Below are 18,562 nucleotides of genomic sequence, written 5' to 3'. Positions count from 1 at the left end.
CAAGAGTATGTGTGCCTGTTTCAAAAAATTCTATTTACAGGATGACCAAAGGTTTGGTAAAGTCCAGGTTTGGCCCGCGATAAATAGGGTTAGGATATGCCAGGGCATGCAGGTCTGTGGCTGTTTTTTCCAGAGCCAGCAGAGCCAAACCATCCTCATTGAGAATATCGGGGGCTTTTTTCAGATTGGTCAATACGGGACATCTAGCATTTTCTGTCAGGTCTGCCAGAATATCGGAACGTTCCTTCTGGAAGCCCAGCACGCGGATATAGGGCATTTTGGGTAGATTCAGAAAATAAGCCACTTCCTTTTCCTTGATATCCAGCAAGATATGCAGCAGGATGCGCTGGATCTTCGTGCGGGTATAGCGTTTTGTTTTGATGAAATCCATGATGTCCTTCATTTCATAGCAGGAATCGATGGAATGGAGGATACGATTTTCCAGACCTTCGACGACTTCTGCCATTTCCTTGATGTCCTCAGCGGAGGTGGTGCGCAGCTTATAGTGCAGAGCGGGTGCCAGTTCTTCCCAGAAAACAGGAGCCGTACCCAGAGACAATGCTTTATTATACAGATTATGGGTGTTTTCCGGCAGCTGTGTCATGGCTTCTGTACTGCGGCCTTCGGCAAGAGCTTTGCGGATGGCTGCGGCGGAAGCAAAGCCCTCTGTCAGGGAGGGACTGTTGTAATCGCCTTCCCGGCGGATGGTCATAGGCTCCATGGAGCAGGAATAATAATCCAGCGCTTTCAGATATTCCAGTCCAAGAATATCATTGGGGCGGGATAAGATCTGGCTGTTGATATGGGAAACGGTCTCCAGCGCTTTTGCGCGGGCAGCAGGGTAGGAAAGGCCTTCATCCAACTGTTCCTTTAGCAGGCGCTGAAATTCTTCTGTTTCATTGGCCATCACCTTGGCTGCTTCCTGCAGAGAATATAAATTTCCGATTTCGGAGCCGAAGCAAAGCACATCTACAATACCACTCTCCTCCAGAATACGGACGGCGGCCCGGGCAAAGGTTTCCGCGTTGGCGGCGGCAAAAAGGACAGGCAGCTCCAGTACCAGGTCTACGCCGTTTAAAAGGGCAGCCTCTGTTCTTGTCCATTTGTCGAAGATGGCGGGCTCGCCCCTCTGTACAAAACTGCCACTCATCACGACCACAACGCGGTCTGCGCCGGCTTTTCGTTTGGCTTCTTCGATCATATATGCGTGTCCCTTATGGAAGGGGTTGTATTCGGTAATGATACCAAGGGTCTTCATCATTTCTCATCCTTTCTTTATGCAGAATAAAATATTTCAAAAGCAGGATTTCTCTTAGTCCATACTGGATAAAATTTCCAGTTTTTTGCGCTTTTGTGGACAAATTTATGCCATAAAAAGACGATTTTGAATTTAGTAAAAGTATACCACATTTTTTGTAATTTTTTGAGAAAATCGTCTGGAAATTTTCTGAAATTAGGTCTATACTTGTGGTAACATGGGGGTAAAAGGGAAGTGGTAATAATCTCTTTCTTTTTTCCTTCTGCAAACGGAGTACGATTGAGCAAAAAAAGGAATGATAATTCCTTTGATATACAGTAGTAAGAGGATGATAAAGTGGAGAGGTTTGTAGAAAATCCAGATTTTCTGCAGGAACTTTTTCTGGAAGAGACCTGGAAAAATGTTGATAAGATCGATGGATTTATAGAATCCAAAGCAAATTTAGAAGAATTTGAAGTAACGGAAGGGGAAGTAAATAGTCTGTATCGCACGATGCACAGCATCAAAGGCTCTGCGGCGATGATGGGATATCCTGCTATTTCCGAAACAGCCCATGCGGCGGAGGATCTGTTTTCCTATCTACGAGAGGAGGCAAGTCCCGCCCAGAAGGATCTGCAGACGATTTTGCAGCTGCTGCGCATGGTTTCCGGCTTTTTGAAGCGGGAGCTGCGTCGACTGGAAACGGACGATGAAGTGACAGATTTCGGCTGGGCAGTGGTGCGCCGCATTAAAAATTTCCTTTCCCATGTGGACAGTGAAAATGAGCCGGAAGGCCCCAGCTATCAGATCGCCTATACCAGAAAAGGGAAAAAGCGGATTCCATATACCAATTTTGAAGCGTTGCTCCCTCAGATGGATCGCCTGGCAAAGGTAATGGGCCGAGAACTGGAAAAAGAATTCATGGTAAAAGTATCCGGTGCGGACACAGAGGTGCCCAGAGATATTTACGATAAAGTATCCATGGCGGTTTTGCAGATGATGAAAAACAGCATGGATCACGGGCTGGAAGCAAAGGCTGACAGAGAACAAATGGGGAAAACCCCTGTGGGTGAGATTTCTTTGGAAATCAGCAAGGCAGCCCAGAAAGTATTCGTTGCTTTCCGTGATGATGGCCGCGGTCTGAATCGTGATCAGATATTACAGAAGGCAAAGGAAAAAGGCATGCTGAAAAAGGCGGAAGAGAAATATGAGGACAGTGAAATTTATGCATTCCTGCTCCGCCCCGGCTTTACCACAAAAAGCAGCGCAACCCTGTTTTCTGGCAGAGGTGTCGGCCTGGATGTGGTGAATGCTGCGGTGGCTTCCCTTGGCGGCAGCATCCGTATCGAAAGCCGCGAATATATGGGCACGACCTTCTTTATGGAATTCCCCGTGGTGGATGAAATGCCCTGATATGACAGGGGAAAATTCCGGTGGAAAATGAAGATTTTTTTAAAAAAATTACGGTTTTTTGCGGGATGGTCTTGTATACAGAGCGTGTTTTGTTTATAATAAAATAGATATGCATGTCCGTTTTTTTGGACGGATTGCTATATAAAAGGTAACGTAAACTTAAAAGTATTTTATAAAATGGGAGGTAATACCTGTGGACTTTTTAAGCACAATGAAAGCAAAAGCAAAGGCAGACAAAAAAGTTATCGTACTGCCCGAATCCTATGAAAAAAGAAACCTGGAAGCAGCAGCTGAATGTCTGAAAGATGAACTGGCAGACATCGTTCTGATCGGTAATAAAGAAAAGATCATCGAAGCAGCTGGCTCCTTCGACGTCTCCAAAGCAATCTTCGTAGACCCCGAAAACTACGAAAGAATGGATGAAATGGTTGCTGGTCTGGCAGAAGCTAGAAAAAGCAAAGGCATGACTCTGGAAGAAGCAAGAAAGATCCTGCTGGACGATTCTTTATTCGTAGCTGTTATGCTGGTTAAAATGGGCGTTGCCGACGGTATGGTATCCGGCGCGATCCACTCCACAGCTGATACACTGAGACCTGCTCTGCAGATCCTGAAAACAGCACCCGGCACAGAACTGGTATCCTCTTTCTTCATCATGGTTACAAAAACACCTCAGTACGGCGATGACGGCATCCTGCTGTTCGCTGACTGTGCGCTGAACCAGAACCCCAACCCCGCAGAACTGGCTTGCATCGCTGGCGATTCCGCAAAATCCTATGCTGCATTCGTAGGCAAAGAAGCAAGAGTTGCTATGCTGAGCCACTCCACAATGGGTTCCGCAAAACATGCTGACGTAACAAAAGTTGTTGACGCAGTTAAGATCGCAAAAGAAAAATTCCCCGAACTGAAACTGGATGGCGAAATCCAGCTGGATGCTGCTATCGTAAAAGAAGTTGGCGAACTGAAAGCTCCCAACTCCGACGTTGCTGGTAAAGCAAACGTTCTGGTATTCCCTGATATCGACGCAGGTAACATCGGTTACAAACTGGTACAGAGATTCGGCGGCGCTGAAGCCTTCGGTCCTATCCTGCAGGGTATCGCAAAACCCGTTAACGACCTGTCCAGAGGCTGCTCCGCAAGCGATATCGTTGCTGTAGTTGCTCTGACAAGCGTACAGGCTCAGGTAATGGGCAAATAATTTTCCCTAAGTTAAAAAAGTAATACATCGGCTGGTGGCTCAGGTTCCCTGAGCCCATAGCCATTTAAAAAACTAAAAAACAAAGAGAATTAAAGGAGAGAAAAAAATGAAAGTTCTTGTACTGAATTGCGGCAGCTCCTCCCTGAAGTATCAGCTGATCGACATGGAAACAGAAGGCGTACTGGCAAAAGGTCTGTGCGAAAGAATCGGTATCGAAGGTTCCAGACTGAAACACCAGCCTACAGGCAAAGATGCAGTTGTTTTTGATGACTACCAGGAAGACCACAGCGTATCCGTTAAAATGGTTCTGGATGCACTGACAAACCCTGTACATGGCGTTGTAAAATCCATGAAAGAAATCAATGCAGTTGGTCACCGTGTAGTACATGGTGGTGAATACTTCGCTAATTCCGTAATCATCACACCCGAAGTTATCGAAGCGATCGAAAAATGCTGCGAACTGGCACCCCTGCACAATCCCGCAAACCTGATCGGTATCCATGCTTGCGAAAAAATCATGCCCGGCGTTCCTCAGGTGGCAGTATTCGATACAGCTTTCCATCAGACAATGCCCGAAAGAGCATATATGTACGCTCTGCCTTACGAATACTATGAAAAATACAAAATCAGAAGATATGGCTTCCACGGCACATCCCACAGATTCGTATCCGAAGAAGCAGCTAAAATGTTGGACAGACCTTATGATCAGACAAAAACAATCACATGCCACCTGGGCAACGGCGGTTCCCTGTGTGCTGTAAGAAATGGTAAATCCATCGATACAACAATGGGCTTCACACCTCTGGAAGGTCTGGTAATGGGTACTAGAGCTGGTGACATCGACGCAGCTGTAATCACATACCTGATGGAAAAAGAAAACCTGACAGCAGCACAGATGGATACAATCCTGAACAAACAGTCTGGTGTACTGGGTATCTCCGGTGTATCCTCCGACTTCCGTGACATCGAAGAAGCTTCCGAAGCTGGTAACGAAAGAGCAGGTATGGCTCTGGATGTATTCGCCTACAAAGTAGCTAAGAGAATCGGTGCTTACGCTGCAGCTATGAACGGCGTAGATGCAATCGTATTCACAGCTGGTCTGGGTGAAAACTCTGCTTCCACAAGAAGAGAAATCTGTGACTACCTGGGCTTCCTGGGCGTTCACATCGACTCTTACAACAACTCTCTGAGAGGCAAAGCAATGGAAATCTCCGCTCCCGATTCCAGAGTAAGAGTATTCGTTATCCCTACAAACGAAGAACTGGTAATTGCAAGAGATACAAAGGAACTGCTTGACAAATAAGAGTTGTTTTAGTATAATACTGTGGTATGACTGTTTAGGGGTGATAAAATGATTATCGAAATGGGATATTTGTTCAATAGAAAAGGGGCGACCCTGCCTGTAGAACTGGTAAAACAGATCGATGATGCAAAAGATTATCCCGATGTCGTGGAATTTGTAGAGCCTGTAAAAATTGAGGGAACTCTTAAGAATGAAGACGATGTTTTCGTTCTGGATGCAAAGGGCGAAACAGCAGTGCTGATGGAATGCAGCTGTTGTCTGGCCCCTGTCAGAAAAGAGCTTTGCTTCGAAATTAAGGAACGTTTTGCTCATACAGGCAGAGATGACGAAGAGACAGAAACTTTTACGGGAGATCAGATCGATCTTGCGGATTTTGTGAAAAGAGGTATCATTGGAGAAATCCCTATGAAGGTAATTTGTAGGGAGGACTGCAAGGGGCTCTGTCCTGTCTGCGGCAAGGATCTGAATGACGGTGATTGCGGATGCGATCGTACCATTAGAGATCCTAGGTTCGAAAGTTTGAGGGCTCTTTTCAATGATGACGAGGAGGTGTAGAAATGGCTGTACCCAAAGGTAGAGTGTCTAAATCCAAAAGAGACAAGAGAAAAGCACAGAGCTGGAAAATCGCAACACCCAGCCTGGTAAAATGCAGCAAATGCGGCGAACTGATGGTTCCTCACCAGGTTTGCAAAGCTTGCGGCGCTTACAACAAAAAAACAATCATCAAAGTTGACTAATTAGCGATTTTGATTGAGGGCGACCTTTTGGTCGCCCTTTTGTTGTTTGAGTGATATTTCTGCCATTTTTATATCGGAAACGGCATTGTAATTTCTTCAAAATTTCGGTATACTTAAATATAGTGTATTGAAAAATCCCACAGAAAGGTGGAAGAAATATGGAAAAACGAATCGTTGTAGCGATGGACGCTATGGGCGGCGACTATGCACCTGTGGAAACAGTCAAGGGTGCTGTAGAGGCTGTCAAGGAACTGAATGTAGACATCAAACTGGTAGGCCAGGAAGATGTGATAAAAGCGGAACTGGCGAAATATGAATACGATAAGGATCGTATCCAAGTGGTACATGCTTCTGAGGTCATTGGTACAGATGAATCTCCCACTATGGCAATCCGTCGCAAAAAGGACTCTTCTCTGGTAGTGGCGCTGAATCTGGTGAAGAATGGCGAAGCGGATGGTATCGTTTCCGCCGGCAGCACAGGGGCGCTGCTGACAGGCGCGCTGCTGATCATAGGTCGTCTGCCCGGTGTGGAACGTCCTGCTCTGGGTACATGCCTGCCCAATAAAAAAGGCTTCTCTTTCCTCATCGACAGTGGTGCTAATGTAGACTGCAAAGCGAAATATCTGGAACAGTTTGCAAAGATGGGCTCTGTGTATGTAGAAAATGTTTTCGGCATCAAAGATCCCAAGGTTGCTCTGGTGAATATCGGCGCGGAAAAGGAAAAGGGCAATGCCCTGACAAAGGAAACATATGAACTGCTGGAACAGGCGGAAGGCATCAATTTCACAGGCAATATTGAGCCCAGAAACATCCCTTATGGCGATGCTGATGTAGTGGTTTGCGATGGTTTCGTTGGCAATACGATCCTGAAACTGTCCGAAGGTCTTGCAAAAACAATTTTTGATATTCTGAAAGGCGAGATCATGAAGGGCTTCTACAAAGTAGGTGCTATGATCCTGAAAACCCCTTTCAAAAATATGAAAAAATTTATGGACTCCGATGAGATCGGCGGTGCGCCTTTCATCGGCCTGAAATCCCTGGTAGTAAAGGCTCATGGCAGTTCCAATGCCAAGGCGTTCAAGAATGCAGTGCGCCAGTGCGTGCTGTTTACGGAAGCTGATATCATTGGCAAGATCAAAGATAAAATTTGATGAAAGAAGTGTAAATTTTTTCTCAATTTTCCTGGATTATTGCTGACAAAAGCAGTGAAATGGGGTATAGTAGGAAAGGTAATCAACGACTTAAATTTGGAGGTAATGAATATGGACGAATCTTTAGTACTGAGCGTAATTGCTGAACAGCTGGGCGTGCCCGCAGAAAATCTGTCTGCAGAAACAGCATTTGCAGATCTGAATGCTGACTCTCTGGAACTGTTCCAGATCATTGTTGCACTGGAAGAAAAATTCGAAATCGAATTCGATAACGATAGAGCAGAAAACATCAAACTGGTAGGCGATGTGCTGGATTACATTGCAGAACTGGTTGCTGCTAAGGAAGAAGAATAATTATGAATCATCTGAATCTGGAAGAATTTGAACGAAAAATTGAATATACTTTTTCGGATAAAAACTTGCTGATTCTGGCTCTGACACACAGTTCTTATGCCAATGAGATCAAAAAAGGCAGCCATGAGAACAATGAACGACTGGAATTTTTGGGGGATGCCGTGTTGGATATGGTGGTAAGTGAATATATGTACCGCCATTTCCCCAAAATGCCGGAGGGTGAATTGACAAAGCTGCGTGCAGCAGTGGTATGTGAAGGCTCCCTGGCGGAGCTTTCCAGAAAGCTGGGCATCGGCCGCTGTATGCTGCTGGGCAAGGGCGAAGAAAGCACCGGCGGCAGAAATCGTGATTCCATTCTGGCGGATGCTTTTGAAGCTATCATTGGCGCTATCTGTATCGATGGCGGCATGGAAGCGGTGACAAAATATATCATGCGTTTCATGGTGGATCAGATCGAGCATACAAAGAGCAATTTCCGCAATTTGGATTGCAAGACCCATTTGCAGGAAGTGATCCAGAAGATCAGCAAGGTGCCCCTGAAATATGCCATTGTAGACGAGCAGGGCCCCGACCACAACAAAGTATTTGTGGCAGAGGTGACCCATGACGGACGTGTGCTGGGCAAGGGCAGCGGCAGAAGCAAAAAAGAAGCGGAACAGAATGCCGCCAATAACGCATTGGAGCATATGAACCGTCCCTAAGGCGGGGTATGCTCGAGGGTGTTGTAAAAAAATGACCTCAAGTCTTAAAAGGACTTGAGGTTTTTGTTTATCATAAAAAAGAATAAAATATAACGATTTTATCAACAATTTATATTAATTTGTAAAAAGGCTTGCTAAATTTAGTAAAATCTGATAAACTTTAAGGCAACAAAGCGTAAAAGCATAACAGCACGAAAGCGTGAAAGTTACTAAGGGAGAGATTATTATGAAATTGAAAAAACTGATGTCCATTATGTTGACAATGTGTTTGTCTGTTGGCGTACTTGCTGGTTGTGGCGGCGGCACAGAAGAAGCGGCTGATGCAGCAACTGGCGAATACCCTGCACAGAATATCAGCGGTATCATCCAGTGGGGTGCAGGCGGCGGCACTGACTCTCTGATGAGACCTTTGGGTACTCTGGCGGAAAAAGAACTGGGCGTTTCCATCGTTATGGAAAATAAGACTGGTGGCACCGGCTCTATCGCAACACAGTATGTTTACGACCAGGCAGCAGATGGCTATACATTGCTGCTGGGCGCAGAAAATCCTCAGTTGTATGAGGCTTTGGATATCATTGATCTGACATATGCAGATTTTGTTCCCGTTTTTGTAATTGGTGATGAAACTGTTGGTGTTGCAGTTGGTAAGAATTCTCCTTATACATCCCTGACAGAAATCATCGACGCAGCGCTGGCTGCACCCGGCACAGTAAAACTGTCCACAACAGGTACAGGTGGTTTGCCTTGGGAAGTAGCATCCTTCCTGACAGCAGTAACAGGTGCTACATTCAGCCAGATCCCTTACGATTCTGATGCAACAGCAAAAGCAGCTGTGCTGAGCGGCGAATGTGATTTTACAATTTGTAAAGTACAGTCCGGTATCGAAGATTATAAAGCAGGCGAACTGAATTTCCTTTCCATGCTGTCTACAGAACCTGTAACCCAGATGGAAGATGTTCCTCTGATCACAGCAGAATATCCTGATTTTGAACAGTATCTGCCTTGGGGTCCTTTCTATGGCGTATTTGTAAAAGCTGATACAGATCCTGCAGTAGTGGAAACACTGGCAAACGCATTTGCAGCAGCCTTTGCAGATGCTTCTTATCAGGAACTGCTGGCAGGCTTTAATATCAACGCACTGGGCCTGACCGGCGATGAAGCCAAGGCTTACCTGGATACATGGCAGAAAAATACGATCACAGCACTGGTAGAAAGTGGTGCGATCACAAAGAGCCTGGAAGAACTTGGTGTTGAATAATAATGATAGCTGCGAAAAAGCTGCTTTTTCAAAGGCAGCTTTTTCGTTTTCTCCTGGAGGTTTGAGTATTTATGGATGAAGAAAAGAAAACCATTCGACCGGATGAGCAGGCGCCCTACCAGCCCGGAGAAAAGGGATTTGCAGTATTTCTGCTGTTGATCGGTTTGTTTTTCACCTGGCAGGCAGTCAAGCTGTATCAGCAGGCGCCGGGAGCATCTTCCTATGGCGCGGTGCCTTTATTTTGCAGCGTCCTGATCGATCTTTTTGCAATTTTGATTTTGATTTTTGATCGAAATAAAAAATCCGCGAACAGCGGGCAGCCTTTTGCGGCAGCGGTGAAAAATGTGGCGAAATATTTATTCAATGCAGATATCCTGGTGGTATTGGCAATGGTAGTCGTTTATTGCGCTGCATTGTATTTCAAGCTTGGCTTTATGCTGGCAACGCCTGTGTTTCTGTGGGCGATTATGACATATTTGGGGCGAGGCAATTTTTTCAAAAATGTATGCTGGACAGCATTGTGTATGGTATTCATCTATCTGGTGTTTAAAGTGCTATTCAGTGTTGTTTTGCCCTGATTGGAGGTGAAAGTTTGGAAGCGTTACAATATTTACTGATTCCTTTTCAGGAACCTATCCTGATTTTATACGTGGCTCTGGGTTGTTTTGCGGGGGTCTATGTAGGGGCGATCCCTGGTCTGTCTGCAACCATGGCAGTATCCCTGCTGGTGTCCTTTACCTTTGGTTGGGAGACCCATGCGGCGCTGGCACTGATGATCGGTATTTTCGTTGGTGCCGTTTATGGCGGTTCCCGTTCGGCTATCCTGCTGAATATTCCGGGTGCGCCTGCGGCAGTTGCAACAGCATTGGATGGCTACCCGATGGCGCAGAAAGGGAAGGCCGGCGAAGCAATGGGTATCGCGACGACCCAGTCTGTTTATGGTACATTGATCGGTATTCTGGTGCTGGCGTTGTTTGCACCTATCATTTCTAAATTTGCCCTGAAATTTTCTTCTGTAGATTATCTGCTTTTGGGTTTCATGGGTATGATGATGGTAGGCAGTCTGGGCTGCAAATCTCTGTTCCGTGGCCTTTTGGCAGCAGCGCTGGGTGTGCTTCTGGGCACTGTTGGCATGGACTCCATGACAGCCACACCTCGATTTACCTTTGGTCTTGTTTATCTGCATACTGGTGTTGACTATGTTGTTGCTATGATCGGTCTGTTTGGTGTATCGGAAGCGCTGATCCAGATCACGAAAAAAGATGTAGCAATGGTCAAACAGAAGGTAGACAAAATTTTGCCTTCCTTCAGCACAGCGAAAAAATATTTTGGTCTGACCCTGCGTTCTTCTGTGATCGGCGTTCTGGTCGGTGCATTGCCCGGCGCAGGCGGCGATGTGGCGGCACTGCTTTCTTATGATACAGCGAAACGTACGGTGAAAAATCCTGAAGTTCCTTTCGGTGAAGGCGCTGTAGAAGGCCTGGTGGCACCGGAAACAGCCAATAATGCGGCCATTGGCGGCGCATTCATTCCTATGTTGACCTTGGGTATTCCTGGTGACTCTGTTACGGCAGTCTTGCTGGCGGCTCTGATGATCCATGGCCTGAAACCCGGCCCTAATCTGATGACGACATCTCCTGACCTGTTCTATCTGATCGTCAGCTGTCTGGTTCTGGCAGCGCTTTTCCTGGTTGTTTTCGGCCTGACGGGGGTAAAACTTTTCACAAAGATCGTAGAGATTCCCAAAGCCATCCTGCTGCCTCTGATCTTCATTCTGTCTGCAGTAGGTTCCTTTGCTATCAAAAACAGCCTGTTTGATGTGTTCTGGATGTTTGGCTTCGGTATCCTGGGTTATTTTATGAAACGATTCGATTATCCTGTTGCGCCCTGCGTACTGGGTATTATTTTGTCCGGTCTGCTGGAAGAAAACTTCCGCCGCGGCGTTATGCTGCATAATTCCATCGGCGGTATGATTCTGAGCATGTTCCACAGCCCCATTTCCATTGTGCTGCTGGCGCTGATTATCATTATGTTCGCGACTCAAACAAAAGCATATAAAAACTGGCGTGCCCGCCGCGATGCAAAAACAATGTAAGTAAAAAAGAAACGCTGTTCCAATAGTTTCAAATGTTGGAAGGGCGTTTTTTTATTGCCTAAATCTATGAAAAAACAGAACAAATGTTTGGAAATTTTGCGTGTTCGCTATACAATATTATTTTTCTATGATATAATCTTGAAATGATTTGAAAGGTTTATGGGAGGTGAAATGGAAAAATGGAATTTAAGATGCATTCGAGCTATCAGCCTACAGGGGATCAGCCTCAGGCAATCGATACCCTGGCAGAAGGCTTTCAAAATGGAATGAAATTTCAAACGTTGCTGGGGGTGACAGGTTCCGGCAAGACCTTCACCATGGCAAATGTGATTCAGAAGCTGCAGAAACCAACACTGGTCATTGCCCATAACAAGACCCTGGCGGCTCAGTTATATAATGAATTGAAAGAATTTTTTCCGGAAAATGCTGTGGAATATTTCGTATCCTATTACGATTACTATCAGCCCGAAGCCTATGTGCCCAGTACGGACACTTATATCGAAAAGGATTCTTCTGTTAATGACGAGATCGACAAGCTGCGCCATTCTGCCACAGCGGCATTGGTGGAGCGGGAAGATGTTATTGTCGTTGCCAGTGTATCCTGTATTTATGGTCTGGGCGATCCGGAGGAATACTATGGCATGATGCTTTCTCTACGTCCCGGCATGGAAAAGGACAGGGATGAAGTGCTGCGTGCTTTGATCGAAATGCAATATGATAGAAATGACATGAATTTTGAACGTGGTACCTTCCGTGTTCGTGGCGATGTGGTGGAAATTTTTCCTATTGGCTCTTCGGAACATGCGGTCCGCGTGGAATTTTTTGGTGATGAAATCGACCGTATCACGGAAATCGATTTGCTGACAGGTGAAATCATGGGCACAAGAAATCATATTTCCATTTTCCCTGCGTCCCATTATGTAACTGCTCCCGATAAAATGAAAATTGCTATCGAACGTATTGAGGCAGAATTAGAAGTGCGACTGGCGGAACTGAAACGGGAGGACAAGCTTTTGGAAGCCCAAAGATTGGAACAGCGCACCAATTACGATGTGGAGATGCTGAAGGAAATGGGCTTCTGCACGGGCATTGAAAACTATTCCCGTCACCTTTCCTTGCGAGAAGAGGGCAGTACACCTTTTACACTGATCGATTTCTTCCCCGATGATTTCCTTATCATTGCGGACGAATCCCATGTTTCCATCCCTCAGATTCGCGGGATGTATGAAGGCGACCGCTCCAGAAAGACTACTCTGGTGGAATATGGTTTCCGTCTGCCCTCTGCGTTGGATAACCGTCCTCTGAAATTTACAGAATTTGAAAGCAAGATCAACCAGTTGCTGTTCGTTTCTGCGACACCTTCCGTCTATGAGAAGGAACATTCTGAACAGACAGCAGAACAGATCATTCGCCCCACTGGGCTCCTTGATCCTGAAATTTCTGTGCGCCCCATCCATGGGCAGATCGATGACCTGCTGATGGAGGTCAGAAAGACAACAGAAGCGGGGGACAAAGTCCTTGTGACCACACTGACCAAAAAAATGGCGGAGCGCCTGACGGATTATCTTCGCGAAGCGGGCGTCCGTGTGCGCTATCTGCATTCCGATATTGATACGCTGGAACGACTGGAAATCATTCGCGATCTGCGTATGGATGTATTTGATGTATTGGTTGGTATCAACCTTTTGCGAGAAGGTCTGGATATTCCAGAGGTCAGCCTTGTGGCGATTCTGGATGCGGATAAGGAGGGCTTCCTCCGTTCCGAAACATCCCTCATCCAGACGGTAGGCCGTGCGGCTAGAAACGCCAATGGTCGTGTTATCATGTATGCGGATGTGATGACGGAAAGTATGGATAAAGCCATCACCGAAACCAACCGCCGTCGTGCCATTCAGGAGGCCTATAATGAGCAGCATGGTATCATTCCTCAGACCATCAAGAAGAAGGTCCATGATGTCATCCAGATCACAAAAGCGGCAACGGAAAAACAGAAATTCGGTCTGGAAAAAGACCCCGAATCTATGAGCGTGGAAGAACTGAACAAGCTCATCAAAAAACTGGATAAAGAAATGAAGCAGGCCGCTATGGAGCTGCAATTTGAGCGGGCGGCAGAACTGCGTGATAAGATATTGGAACTGAAAAAATTGATATGAGGGCTTTGCCCTCAAACTCCCACCAGGGAAATGATTTCCCTGGACCCTCGTTTGCAGAAGCATATACATGCTTCTGCGTGTCGGGTCGAGGGGGTGACCCCCTCGCAGGGGTCGAGAGGGGACAGAGTCCCCCGAAGAGGAGGTAAATATGAAGGATAAAATTGTAATTAAAGGGGCCAGAGAGCATAACCTGCAGAATATCGACCTGACTATCCCCAGAGACCAGCTGGTAGTCTTTACGGGCGTCAGCGGCAGCGGCAAAAGCTCCCTTGCCTTTGATACCATATATGCAGAAGGGCAGAGACGCTATGTGGAGTCTCTTTCTTCCTATGCAAGACAGTTCCTGGGCCAGATGGAAAAGCCTGATGTAGACCTGATCGAAGGCCTTTCTCCTGCCATCTCCATCGACCAGAAAACCACCAGTCATAACCCCCGTTCCACGGTAGGTACAGTAACGGAAATTTACGATTACCTGCGTCTGTTGTATGCCAGAATTGGTATCCCTCACTGCCCCAAATGCGGCAAGGAGATCAAAAAACAGACCATCGACCAAATCGTTGACCGTATCATGGAATTGCCCGAACGGACGAAGCTACAGCTTCTGGCGCCTGTGGTGCGCGGCAGAAAAGGCGAGCATGTAAAACTGCTGGAAGACGCCAAAAAGAGCGGTTATGTCCGTGTTCGTGTGGACGGCATCATGTATGAACTGTCTGAAAAAATCGAACTGGAAAAAAACAAAAAACATAATATCGAAATCGTTGTGGATAGATTGATGGTAAAGGAAGGAATGCAGATGCGCCTGACGGAATCCATCGAAACGGCTTCCGCCCTCAGCGGCGGTCTGCTCATCGTAGACGTGAATCAGGGGGAAGATGAACTGATGTTCAGCCAGAGCTTTTCCTGCCCTGACTGCGGCGTAGACCTGATGGAGATCGAACCCAGAATGTTTTCTTTCAATAACCCCAGCGGTGCCTGTCCTACCTGTACGGGTCTGGGGATGCAGATGAAATTCGATGAACAGCTGATCGTGCCCAATGAAAACCTGAGCATCAATCAGGGGGCAATTGCGGCACCCGGATATAATTCCGTCAATGCCAAGGGCAGCATGAGCAAGGTGCTGTTCGATGCGCTGGCGGAAAAATATGCATTTTCTCTGGATACACCTTTTAAGGAATTGCCCAGAAAAATCAAGGATATCATTTTCTATGGTTCCAATGAAAAGCTGCGTATCACCTATACCAATTATCGTGGTACAGGTACTTACGATTATGATTTCGAGGGGATCATCAATACCCTGCAGCGCAGATATAACGAGACTTCCGAAACCATGCGGGCGGAATTCGAAGAATTTATGACGAATATCGAATGTCCTGATTGCCACGGCAGAAGACTGCGTCCTGAGGTGCTTGCCATCACCATTGGCGGCAAAAATATTTCCGAGGTGACAGAGCTTTCCATTGGCAAGATGCAGAATTTCTTTGCGGAACTGCAGCTGACAGAACGGGAAAATATGATCGCAGAACGTATTCTGAAAGAAATACATGCCAGAATTGGTTTCCTGATGGATGTGGGTCTGGAATATCTGACTCTTTCCCGAACTGCAGGCACTCTTTCCGGCGGGGAAGCCCAGCGAATCAGACTGGCGACCCAGATTGGTTCCGGTCTGGTGGGTGTGGTGTATATTCTGGACGAACCCAGCATCGGTCTGCATCAGAGAGATAATGATAAACTCTTGGCAACGTTGAAACACCTTCGTGATATCGGTAACTCTCTGATCGTTGTTGAGCATGACGAAGATACCATGCTGGCGGCGGATTTTGTGGTGGATATCGGCCCCGGTGCGGGCCGTGACGGCGGCGAAATCGTAGCAGCAGGCAGCGTTCAGGATATTATGAAAACAGAGCGCTCTGTCACAGGGGCATACCTGAGCGGACGTAAGCGCATTGAAATTCCCAAGGAACGCAGACCTTTTACACCTGAAAATAAACTGGTCATCAAAGGGGCCGCGGAAAACAACTTGAAAAATATTGATGTGGAAATTCCCTTGGGGCTTTTTACCTGTGTCACAGGGGTCAGCGGCAGCGGTAAGAGTTCCCTCATCAATGAGATTTTGTATAAACGACTGGCAAGAGACCTGAACCGTGCAAAGACCCGCCCTGGTAAACATGAAGACATGCTGGGGCTGGAAAAACTGGATAAGGTCATCAACATCGACCAGTCTCCCATCGGACGTACCCCCAGAAGCAACCCTGCGACTTATACAGGCTTATTTGACATGATCCGTGATGTATTTGCCCAGACCACAGAAGCAAAGGTCAGAGGCTATCAGAAGGGCAGATTCAGCTTCAATGTAAAAGGCGGACGATGTGAAGCCTGCACCGGCGATGGTATCGTGAAGATCGAGATGCACTTCCTGCCTGATATTTATGTGCCCTGTGAAGTCTGCCATGGCAAGAGATATAACCGTGAGACTCTGGAAGTGAAATACAAAGGCAAGACCATTTCTGATGTGCTGGATATGACAGTGGAAGAAGCGTTGGTTTTCTTTGAAAACATCCCGAAGATCAAATCCAAGCTGCAGACGCTGTATGATGTAGGTCTTTCCTATGTGCAGCTGGGCCAGTCTTCTACGACGCTTTCTGGCGGGGAAGCGCAGCGCGTGAAACTGGCAACAGAACTGAGCCGCAAGAGCACAGGCAAGACCATGTATATCCTGGACGAGCCTACCACAGGTCTGCATACGGCGGACGTGCACAAACTGGTGCACATCCTGCAGAGACTGGCAGAAGGTGGGAATACGGTCGTTGTGATCGAGCATAATCTGGATGTCATCAAGACAGCAGACTATATCATCGACCTTGGCCCGGAAGGCGGCGATGGCGGCGGCACCCTGGTGGCAGCCGGCACGCCCGAGGAGATCTGTCAGGTTTCCGCATCCTATACGGGAAAATATCTGAAGGGTATTCTGGAAAGAAAATAAACAAGAAAAAGCGTTGTATGAGTAAAAAAAGCTGTGTTTTTCTACAAATGCAACGTTTTTTTCGTGTAGAAAAGAGAGGCTGTCATACAAGAGCTGGGCAGTTTTTTATTGACAATTGACAAAAAAGTAAGTACCATATAAGAACAAGTATTATGTTATTTTGGAGGAAGTTATGGCAAAAGAAAAAGGACCAGTAATGGACTTTGAGCAGGCGAGAAAACGAATCAACAGTTATTTCGGCTGCGATGGGGATTTCTTCGTGAAACCTCTGCTCGACTTTGAATGGGCAGTGAGGGAAGATGAGGATTTTACCTTCCTCTGCTACTGGACAAAAGAAGGAAAAAAGGTAGATGCTGTCGTTGTGAAAAAGGGCGGCGAACCTATGATTTATAGAACGAAAGATTACACGATGGTGGTTGCCATCGACTGTGTAAAGATTGGATTCATTTTCCGCAACGGGAAAAATCTGACAGAACAGTGAGAAACGGACTAAGGTGTGCGCAAAAAGCAGGATCTTGACAAGGTTGATTCTGAAAGGCTGTTTTTTCGCATAAACTGAATTACTGAAGGATCACTGCCAGGGGCCATCCCTGGTGAAGCAAAGGGGAGAAAGAGATGCAAATAGATGGATTGCCGGAAAATAACACTGTTCTGATTGCCGGTAAGATCGTGGAAGGCTGTGTCTTTAGTCATGAGGTATATGGCGAAGGTTTCTATACGTTTCAGATTTCTTCTGAACGCCTCAGTGATAAGGCAGATATCCTGCCTGTTACCGTTTCCGAGCGGCTGATCGATAAAGAATTGCTGCAGGTGGGCACGAAGGTGGATATCATCGGGCAGCTGAGAAGTTATAATAATTATAATAGCAAAAAAAATCGTCTGGTTTTAACGATTTTCGTAAGAGAGATCCGTTTGATGGAGGAAGAAGAAACAAAAAACGAAAATCAGATCTGCCTTAACGGTTTTATCTGTAAACCCCCCATTTATCGAAAAACACCTTTTGGCAGAGAAATTTCCGACATCCTGGTAGCAGTAAATCGTGCTTACAATAAGTCTGATTACATTCCCTGCATTGCATGGGGGAGAAATGCCAGATATATGGCGAATCTGGAGGTTGGCTCCAATATTCGCGTGTGGGGTCGTGTGCAGAGCCGGACGTACCAGAAAAAAATAGGCGAGATCATGGAAGAGAGGGTCGCCTATGAGGTTTCTGTTTCCAAGATTGAGCTTCCCGGCAGAATGGAGCAGGAAGGAACAGAGGACCGGATTACAGATAAGGAAAAAGCCTGAAATAGAAACAGGAGTGAAAGAAACGTGAGACAAGGTCATATAGCGATTTATTACGGCAAGGGAAAAGGCAAAACGGCAGTAGCAGTGGGGCGCGGGATGCGTGCCATTGGCGAAGGTCTGCGGGTGGTGATGATCCAGTTTATGGATTATCATAACAGCAAGGAGATTGCTTTGCTGAAAAAAATGGAACCGGATTTTCGTATTTTCCGTTTTGAAAAGGATCGTACCGGCATGGATGTGCATGATGACGCTTTGGATGAAGCAGTCCGCAAGGAACTTTCCGGCGAGATTCGGAATGCCTTTAATTTTGCGAAAAAGATCGTAGATACAGGGGAATGTGAGATGCTGCTGCTGGATGGTGTGCTGGAATGTGTGGAAAAGGGCTATCTGCAGGAAGCAGATCTGGAAGAACTTGTGGATAAGAGACCGGAATATATGGATTTTATCCTGACAGGAACGATCCTTCCCGAAGGGATGGTCTCCAGGGCTGCAAATATTTACCAGATTGTACTGGAAAAAGAAGGAAGAGCATGATAAAAATGGGGCTCTGGGCAATTTTGCTCAGAGCTTTTTTATATGGAGCCGCAAATAAAAAGAGCCCCATGGTGCATCCAAATGAGAAAACATGAAAAAAGGCTAAATCGTTAAATGAAAAAGATTTAGCCTTTTTGTATTCTATAAGGTCAGTTTTCTTA

The 18,562-nt window shown here is 46.4% G+C and carries 17 protein-coding genes; 16 read left to right on the top strand and 1 reads right to left on the bottom strand.

The features are described from left to right. Nucleotides 1–34 precede the first annotated feature (34 nt). Nucleotides 35–1,261: a nucleotidyltransferase gene (locus IJ369_RS08775; RefSeq protein ID WP_290718209.1), complete on the bottom strand. Its 1,227-nt coding sequence runs from the start codon at nt 1,259–1,261 to the stop codon at nt 35–37. Between the two features lie 333 nt (nt 1,262–1,594). Here IJ369_RS08775 and IJ369_RS08770 point away from each other — a divergent pair, with 333 nt between their 5' ends. From IJ369_RS08770 to IJ369_RS08695, 16 genes are all read left to right on the top strand, one after another. Continuing rightward, on the top strand, nt 1,595–2,650 hold the full coding sequence (locus IJ369_RS08770; protein ID WP_290718207.1) for an ATP-binding protein: 1,056 nt from the start codon (nt 1,595–1,597) through the stop codon (nt 2,648–2,650). Nucleotides 2,651–2,843: 193 nt separating this feature from the next. Beyond that, entirely contained in the window at nt 2,844–3,845 is a 1,002-nt protein-coding gene (gene pta, locus IJ369_RS08765; protein WP_290718205.1) for a phosphate acetyltransferase, read from the top strand. 106 nt (nt 3,846–3,951) lie between these two features. After that, a complete protein-coding gene (locus IJ369_RS08760) occupies nt 3,952–5,148 on the top strand; it encodes an acetate/propionate family kinase (protein ID WP_290718203.1) in 1,197 nt (398 codons plus the stop codon). Between the two features lie 48 nt (nt 5,149–5,196). Next, a complete protein-coding gene (locus IJ369_RS08755) occupies nt 5,197–5,703 on the top strand; it encodes a YceD family protein (RefSeq protein ID WP_290718201.1) in 507 nt (168 codons plus the stop codon). Between the two features lie 2 nt (nt 5,704–5,705). Continuing rightward, a complete protein-coding gene (gene rpmF, locus IJ369_RS08750; protein ID WP_066090780.1) occupies nt 5,706–5,885 on the top strand; it encodes a 50S ribosomal protein L32 in 180 nt (59 codons plus the stop codon). A 158-nt stretch (nt 5,886–6,043) separates the two neighbouring features. Beyond that, nucleotides 6,044–7,036: a phosphate acyltransferase PlsX gene (gene plsX / locus IJ369_RS08745; protein ID WP_290718197.1), complete on the top strand. Its 993-nt coding sequence runs from the start codon at nt 6,044–6,046 to the stop codon at nt 7,034–7,036. 111 nt (nt 7,037–7,147) lie between these two features. Then, complete coding sequence (locus IJ369_RS08740) at nt 7,148–7,390, top strand: acyl carrier protein (RefSeq protein WP_290718195.1); 243 nt, start codon at nt 7,148–7,150, stop codon at nt 7,388–7,390. 2 nt (nt 7,391–7,392) lie between these two features. Further along, nucleotides 7,393–8,091 (top strand): ribonuclease III, encoded by a 699-nt coding sequence (rnc, locus tag IJ369_RS08735; RefSeq protein ID WP_290718193.1) that lies wholly within the window; start codon nt 7,393–7,395, stop codon nt 8,089–8,091. A gap of 226 nt (nt 8,092–8,317) precedes the next feature. After that, entirely contained in the window at nt 8,318–9,349 is a 1,032-nt protein-coding gene (locus tag IJ369_RS08730) for a Bug family tripartite tricarboxylate transporter substrate binding protein (protein WP_290718191.1), read from the top strand. 71 nt (nt 9,350–9,420) lie between these two features. Beyond that, nucleotides 9,421–9,927 carry a tripartite tricarboxylate transporter TctB family protein gene (locus tag IJ369_RS08725; RefSeq protein ID WP_290718189.1) on the top strand — a complete coding sequence of 169 codons (507 nt, stop codon included), beginning with the start codon at nt 9,421–9,423 and terminating at the stop codon, nt 9,925–9,927. 14 nt (nt 9,928–9,941) lie between these two features. Further along, complete coding sequence (locus tag IJ369_RS08720; RefSeq protein ID WP_290718187.1) at nt 9,942–11,444, top strand: tripartite tricarboxylate transporter permease; 1,503 nt, start codon at nt 9,942–9,944, stop codon at nt 11,442–11,444. 179 nt (nt 11,445–11,623) lie between these two features. Continuing rightward, nucleotides 11,624–13,597, top strand: a complete 1,974-nt coding sequence (uvrB, locus tag IJ369_RS08715; protein WP_290718185.1) for an excinuclease ABC subunit UvrB — start codon at nt 11,624–11,626, stop codon at nt 13,595–13,597. A 148-nt stretch (nt 13,598–13,745) separates the two neighbouring features. Further along, complete coding sequence (gene uvrA / locus IJ369_RS08710; RefSeq protein WP_290718183.1) at nt 13,746–16,577, top strand: excinuclease ABC subunit UvrA; 2,832 nt, start codon at nt 13,746–13,748, stop codon at nt 16,575–16,577. Between the two features lie 172 nt (nt 16,578–16,749). After that, nucleotides 16,750–17,058 (top strand): hypothetical protein, encoded by a 309-nt coding sequence (locus IJ369_RS08705; protein ID WP_290718181.1) that lies wholly within the window; start codon nt 16,750–16,752, stop codon nt 17,056–17,058. 134 nt (nt 17,059–17,192) lie between these two features. Continuing rightward, the gene (locus IJ369_RS08700; protein WP_290718179.1) at nt 17,193–17,867 is read left to right on the top strand and encodes a single-stranded DNA-binding protein; all 675 of its coding nucleotides are present in this window, start codon (nt 17,193–17,195) and stop codon (nt 17,865–17,867) included. A gap of 24 nt (nt 17,868–17,891) precedes the next feature. Next, the gene (locus tag IJ369_RS08695) at nt 17,892–18,401 is read left to right on the top strand and encodes a cob(I)yrinic acid a,c-diamide adenosyltransferase (RefSeq protein WP_290718177.1); all 510 of its coding nucleotides are present in this window, start codon (nt 17,892–17,894) and stop codon (nt 18,399–18,401) included. The last annotated feature ends 161 nt before the right edge of the window (nt 18,402–18,562 follow it).

This window comes from Anaerotignum sp., assembly GCF_017483025.1.
Lineage (GTDB): Bacteria > Bacillota > Clostridia > Lachnospirales > Anaerotignaceae > Anaerotignum_A.
This window is presented reverse-complemented; position numbering and strand designations above follow the sequence as displayed.